This window comes from Oleiphilus sp. HI0123, assembly GCF_001635315.1.
In genome coordinates, this window is record NZ_LWGE01000079.1 from 1 (window position 1) to 5,103 (window position 5,103).

At 44.4% G+C, this 5,103-nt stretch carries 12 protein-coding genes; all 12 read right to left on the reverse strand.

Features of this window, described 5'->3' with window-relative positions:
• Positions 1-106: 106 nt before the first annotated feature.
• Genes rpsN through rplW form a run of 12 tightly spaced genes read right to left on the reverse strand, consistent with a single transcriptional unit; the run spans position 107 to position 5,074 of the window.
• Positions 107-412 (reverse strand): 30S ribosomal protein S14, encoded by a 306-nt coding sequence (gene rpsN / locus A3761_RS00825; protein WP_068508540.1) that lies wholly within the window; start codon positions 410-412, stop codon positions 107-109.
• A 12-nt stretch (positions 413-424) separates the two neighbouring features.
• Positions 425-964 (reverse strand): 50S ribosomal protein L5, encoded by a 540-nt coding sequence (rplE, locus tag A3761_RS00830; protein ID WP_068508538.1) that lies wholly within the window; start codon positions 962-964, stop codon positions 425-427.
• 14 nt (positions 965-978) lie between these two features.
• Complete coding sequence (rplX, locus tag A3761_RS00835; protein WP_068508536.1) at positions 979-1,296, reverse strand: 50S ribosomal protein L24; 318 nt, start codon at positions 1,294-1,296, stop codon at positions 979-981.
• A 16-nt stretch (positions 1,297-1,312) separates the two neighbouring features.
• Positions 1,313-1,681, reverse strand: coding sequence for a 50S ribosomal protein L14 (gene rplN / locus A3761_RS00840; RefSeq protein WP_068508534.1), 369 nt, complete (start codon positions 1,679-1,681; stop codon positions 1,313-1,315).
• 26 nt (positions 1,682-1,707) lie between these two features.
• Positions 1,708-1,977 carry a 30S ribosomal protein S17 gene (gene rpsQ, locus A3761_RS00845; protein WP_068508559.1) on the reverse strand — a complete coding sequence of 90 codons (270 nt, stop codon included), beginning with the start codon at positions 1,975-1,977 and terminating at the stop codon, positions 1,708-1,710.
• Positions 1,978-1,979: 2 nt separating this feature from the next.
• Positions 1,980-2,171, reverse strand: a complete 192-nt coding sequence (rpmC, locus tag A3761_RS00850) for a 50S ribosomal protein L29 (protein WP_068508532.1) — start codon at positions 2,169-2,171, stop codon at positions 1,980-1,982.
• The gene (gene rplP / locus A3761_RS00855; RefSeq protein WP_068508522.1) at positions 2,171-2,584 is read right to left on the reverse strand and encodes a 50S ribosomal protein L16; all 414 of its coding nucleotides are present in this window, start codon (positions 2,582-2,584) and stop codon (positions 2,171-2,173) included. The genes rpmC and rplP overlap by 1 nt, the downstream gene beginning before the upstream one ends.
• An 11-nt stretch (positions 2,585-2,595) precedes the next feature.
• A complete protein-coding gene (gene rpsC, locus A3761_RS00860; protein WP_068508520.1) occupies positions 2,596-3,279 on the reverse strand; it encodes a 30S ribosomal protein S3 in 684 nt (227 codons plus the stop codon).
• Between the two features lie 11 nt (positions 3,280-3,290).
• Positions 3,291-3,629 (reverse strand): 50S ribosomal protein L22, encoded by a 339-nt coding sequence (gene rplV, locus A3761_RS00865; protein WP_368664608.1) that lies wholly within the window; start codon positions 3,627-3,629, stop codon positions 3,291-3,293.
• A gap of 12 nt (positions 3,630-3,641) precedes the next feature.
• On the reverse strand, positions 3,642-3,917 hold the full coding sequence (gene rpsS, locus A3761_RS00870; protein ID WP_068508516.1) for a 30S ribosomal protein S19: 276 nt from the start codon (positions 3,915-3,917) through the stop codon (positions 3,642-3,644).
• Positions 3,918-3,937: 20 nt separating this feature from the next.
• A complete protein-coding gene (rplB, locus tag A3761_RS00875; protein ID WP_068508514.1) occupies positions 3,938-4,765 on the reverse strand; it encodes a 50S ribosomal protein L2 in 828 nt (275 codons plus the stop codon).
• Positions 4,766-4,780: 15 nt separating this feature from the next.
• Positions 4,781-5,074, reverse strand: coding sequence for a 50S ribosomal protein L23 (gene rplW, locus A3761_RS00880; RefSeq protein WP_068508512.1), 294 nt, complete (start codon positions 5,072-5,074; stop codon positions 4,781-4,783).
• Between the last annotated feature and the right edge of the window lie 29 nt (positions 5,075-5,103).

The window sequence follows — 5,103 nt, forward strand, 5'->3', positions numbered from 1 at the left end:
CTCATCGTATGAACTCCTAGTCTTTTTAGTTGTGCAGTATCAAAAACAAGCCGGAAGGAAACCCCACCAGCTTGTTATGGTACTTACCAACGTTTCTTTACTGGTATTACCAGCTTGCTTTTTTCAGGCCGGGCACATTACCACTCATTCCCTGTTCACGCAATTTAATTCGTGAAAGTTTGAACTTGCGGTATACGCCATGTGGTCGACCTGTCACTTGACAGCGATTTCTAAGTCTGCTTGGACTAGCGTTACGCGGTAGCTTTTGCAATTGTTTCTGAGCTTCCCAACGATCTTCATCAGAAGTATTTTGGTTAGAGATAATTGCTTTTAGCTCCGCACGCTTCTCAGCATACTTGGCTACTGTTTTTTCGCGCTTTAGTTCGCGCTGCTTCATTGAGATCTTAGCCATTGCTTCTTACCCTTATTTTTTGAACGGGAAGTTGAAAGCGCGAAGCAAAGCTCGACCCTCATCATCCGTTGCAGCAGATGTAGTAATAGTAATGTCTAGACCACGAATCTTATCGACTTTGTCGTAATCAATCTCTGGGAATATGATTTGCTCTTTAACACCCATTGAATAATTACCACGTCCGTCAAATGACTTCGAGTTTAGACCTCGGAAGTCGCGGATACGCGGAATAGCGATACCAACTAAACGCTCGAAAAATTCCCACATACGCTCGCCACGTAAAGTAACTTTACAGCCGATCGGATAACCTTCACGAACTTTAAAGCCAGCTACTGACTTACGAGCTTTTGTAGTCACTGGCTTTTGGCCAGCTAATTTCTCAAGATCAGCGATTGCGTTCTCTAGCATTTTTTTGTCTGCTAGCGCTTCGCCAACACCCATATTAAGGGTAATTTTCTCAATTTTCGGTACTTGCATTATGCTCTTGTAATCGAACTCTTTTTGCAGTGCAGGTACCACTTCGCTTTTATAAACTTCTTTCATATTTGCCATGGTTTATTACCTGCCTACTTATCTACGAGCTCGTCGTTAGATTTGAATACACGTACCTTCTTGCCATCTTCAAGGACTTTGAAGCCTACACGGTCTGCTTTGTTGGTTGTTGGATTAAAAATCGCAACATTAGAAGCCTGAATTGGCGCTTCTTTCTCAACAATGCCACCTGGCGTACCCAGCATTGGGTTAGGCTTAGTGTGGCGCTTAATCATGTTGATTCCAGAAACGACCAAACGGCCATCCTTCATCACACGATTAACTTTACCACGCTTACCGTTGTCCTTGCCTGCTATGACAATCACTTCATCGTCACGTTTGATCTTTTTCATAACCGGCCTCTCGTCCTTAAAGCACTTCAGGTGCTAAAGAAATAATTTTCATGTACTTATCGCCGCGCAACTCACGAGTTACAGGACCAAAAATACGAGTTCCAATCGGTGCATCACTAGCGTTTAACAACACAGCAGCGTTACCATCGAATTTAATTAAAGAGCCATCTGGGCGACGTACACCACTACGCGTACGCACTACCACAGCACTCATGACATCGCCTTTTTTGACTTTGCCGCGAGGTATAGCTTCTTTTACAGTGACTTTAATTACATCACCAATTCGTGCATAACGACGATGTGAACCACCCAGCACTTTAATACACATTACTCGACGCGCACCGCTGTTATCGGCCACATCTAGCATACTTTCCGTCTGAATCATCGTTGTTCTCCAAACCTTACCAGGGGTTAAACGTTAGATGCTTTTTCATCGATGTTTAGTAACGTGAAAGACTTTGTCTTCGAAAGAGGACGCGTCTCTTGAATTGTTACTACATCGCCGATGTTGCATTCGTTATTCTCATCGTGAGCATGTACCTTGGTAGAACGCTTAACGTACTTACCGTAGATTGGATGCTTTACACGACGCTCAATCATCACAGTGATTGACTTATCCATTTTGTTACTAACAACTTTACCATTTAAGGTACGAGCTGTGTTCTGTGCAGTATCAGTCATAATCATTCACCTGCCTTTTGCGTCAATACAGTTTTAATGCGTGCAATGTCGCGTCTATTCTGACGAAGTAAATGAGACTGATTCAACTGACCAGTAGACTTGCGTAGACGCAAGTTAAACTGCTCTTTAAGCAAACCAAGAAGATCCTGATTCAACTCGTCTACAGACTTACTTGTTAATTCACTTGCTTTCATTACATCACCGTCCTTTCAACAAAGGTTGTCGAAACAGGTAATTTTGCAGCTGCAAGAGCGAATGCTTCACGCGCCAGCTCTTCCGGCACACCTTCAATTTCGAATAAAACTCGACCTGGCTGAACCTGGGCAACCCAATATTCAACACTACCTTTACCTTTACCTTGACGAACTTCTAAAGGCTTTTGCGTAATCGGCTTGTCAGGAAAAATTCGGATCCAGATCTTACCACCACGCTTAACTTTTCGAGAGATCGTACGACGAGCCGCCTCAATCTGTCGTGCAGTAATACGCCCGCGATCGGTACACTTAAGACCATATTCGCCGAAGCTTATCTTTGCACCGCGCTGAGCCAGACCGCGGTTACGGCCTTTCTGCATTTTTCTAAATTTGGTACGTTTTGGTTGTAGCATTACTTGGCCCCTTACTTAGCAGCTTTCTTCTTGGTAGCTTTCTTCTCAGCACGTACCTGTTCGATACCACCCAGAATCTCGCCCTTGAAGATCCAAACTTTAACGCCAATAATGCCGTAAGTGGTATTTGCCTCATGCGTTGAGTAATCAACGTCTGCACGCAATGTATGTAGAGGCACACGACCTTCACGATACCATTCACTTCTAGCTATCTCAGCACCACCCAAACGACCACCAAGCTGTATCTTGATACCCTTCGCACCTTGACGCATTGCATTTTGAACTGCACGCTTCATTGCACGACGGAACATAACACGACGTTCCAATTGGCTAGCTACACCTGCAGCAACCAACTTAGCATCCAAGTCTGGCTTACGAATTTCCTCGATATTGATGTGAACCGGAATCCCCATCATTTCGCCAATCTCTTTGCGAAGCTTTTCAACATCTTCGCCTTTCTTACCGATTACGATACCAGGACGCGCAGTGTGAATTGTCACACGAGCGTTCTGAGCTGGTCGCTCGATAGTGATCTTGCTAACTGACGCTCTTTCAAGCTTTTTCATCAAATACTCACGTACCTGAATGTCGTTTAGCAAGTACTTAGCGTAATCACCTTTCTCTGCATACCAAACGGAGTTGTGGTCTTTCACAATACCCAGTCTGATACCAGTAGGATGTACTTTCTGACCCATCTTAGTATCTCCTAGTTATCGGCCACTTTGACCGTGATATGACAGGTGCGCTTGAATATTCTATCAGCACGACCTTTCGCACGTGGTCGGATTCGTTTCATAGTTGGGCCTTCATCAACAAATACTGTTGAAACTTTAAGCTCATCTACGTCCAAACCATCGTTATGCTCTGCATTTGCGATAGCCGACTCCAACACTTTCTTCATAAGGGCTGCAGCTTTCTTAGTGCTGAAAGTTAAAACTTCCAACGCCTCTTCTACACCCTTTCCTCGGATCTGATCTGCTACCAAACGTGCCTTCTGAGCAGATAGACGAGCACCTCTATGCTTTGCAGCTACTTCCATCTCAATATCCTCTCAGAATTATCGCTTCGCTTTCTTATCGGCATCATGACCCCGATAAGTACGCGTTGCAGCAAATTCACCTAATTTATGACCAACCATATCTTCGGTTACATAAACAGGAACGTGTTGACGTCCGTTATGAACCGCAATAGTCAGGCCTACCATCTCAGGAAAAACAGTTGAACGACGAGACCAAGTCTTAATTGGTTTCTTGTCACCTTTTTCCAGAGCCGTTTCTACTTTCTTCAATAAATGAAGGTCTATAAATGGACCTTTTTTCAAAGAACGTGGCACAGCGTAACCCTCTTAGTTAATTACTTAGCCGACCGACGACGTACTATCATCTTGTCAGTGCGTTTGTTCTTGCGAGTTTTATAGCCTTTAGTAGGTACACCCCAAGGAGTAACAGGGTGACGACCACCAGAGGTTCGCCCTTCACCACCACCATGTGGGTGGTCAACTGGGTTCATAACAACACCACGCACCGTTGGTCGAATACCGCGCCAACGTGATGCACCCGCTTTACCTAATTGCCGTAGGCTGTGCTCACTGTTTGAAACCTCACCCAAAGTAGCTCGACATTCAACAAGAACCTTACGCATTTCACCAGAACGCAAACGAAGAGTTGCATAAGCACCTTCTCTTGCTACTAGCTGCGCAGAAGTACCTGCACTACGAGCGATTTGAGCGCCTTTACCAGGCTTCAATTCAACACAGTGGATAACACTACCCACAGGAATATTTCGAATAGGTAAGGTACTGCCTACTTTAATAGGAGCATCTTCACCCGAACGAATCTCTTGACCGACTTCAACACCTTTAGGAGCAATAATGTAACGACGCTCGCCATCCATATATTTCAGCAATGCGATGTGCGCTGAACGATTTGGATCGTGCTCGATACGCTCAACAACAGCTGGAATGCCGTCTTTTGTGCGCTTGAAGTCAACAACACGATAGTGCTGCTTATGACCGCCACCCTTGTGACGAACAGTAATACGACCGTTGTTATTACGACCGCCATTTTTAGATTTCTTTTCAACTAACGGCGCATAAGGACGACCCTTGTATAAATGAGGGTGTACTACCTTAACGACATGACGACGGCCGGCAGATGTTGGTTTGGTTTTTACGACTGGCATAATTCGACCTCTACCTTATTCCACGTCCATGAAATCGATATCCTGACCTTCTGCCAATTTGACATAAGCCTTACGAATATCTTTGCGCTTACCAAGACCGTTCTTAGTGAACTTAGTCTTGCCTTTAATATTTACAGTTTGAACTGCTTCAACTGTAACATTGAAAAGTTTCTCAACAGCCTTCTTGATTTCTGGCTTGCTAGCATCCGCAGCAACCTTAAAACAAACCTGGTTGTTCTCTGCTGCCATAGAAGCTTTTTCAGAAATATGAGGACCTAAAAGAACCTTATAGATACGTTGTTCATTCATCCCAACATCTCCTCAATCTTTTTAAGAGC

Excerpts from the sequence above, each read along its gene's own strand:
- rpsN (WP_068508540.1), bottom strand. The coding sequence starts at position 412 with ATGGCTAAGATCTCAATGAAGCAGCGCGAACTAAAGCGCGAAAAAACA.
- rpsC (WP_068508520.1), bottom strand. The coding sequence starts at position 3,279 with ATGGGTCAGAAAGTACATCCTACTGGTATCAGACTGGGTATTGTGAAA.
- rplN (WP_068508534.1), bottom strand. The coding sequence starts at position 1,681 with ATGATTCAGACGGAAAGTATGCTAGATGTGGCCGATAACAGCGGTGCG.
- rplW (WP_068508512.1), bottom strand. The coding sequence starts at position 5,074 with ATGAATGAACAACGTATCTATAAGGTTCTTTTAGGTCCTCATATTTCT.
- rplB (WP_068508514.1), bottom strand. The coding sequence starts at position 4,765 with ATGCCAGTCGTAAAAACCAAACCAACATCTGCCGGCCGTCGTCATGTC.
- rpmC (WP_068508532.1), bottom strand. The coding sequence starts at position 2,171 with ATGAAAGCAAGTGAATTAACAAGTAAGTCTGTAGACGAGTTGAATCAG.
- rpsQ (WP_068508559.1), bottom strand. The coding sequence starts at position 1,977 with ATGACTGATACTGCACAGAACACAGCTCGTACCTTAAATGGTAAAGTT.
- rplP (WP_068508522.1), bottom strand. The coding sequence starts at position 2,584 with ATGCTACAACCAAAACGTACCAAATTTAGAAAAATGCAGAAAGGCCGT.
- rplX (WP_068508536.1), bottom strand. The coding sequence starts at position 1,296 with ATGAAAAAGATCAAACGTGACGATGAAGTGATTGTCATAGCAGGCAAG.
- rplE (WP_068508538.1), bottom strand. The coding sequence starts at position 964 with ATGGCAAATATGAAAGAAGTTTATAAAAGCGAAGTGGTACCTGCACTG.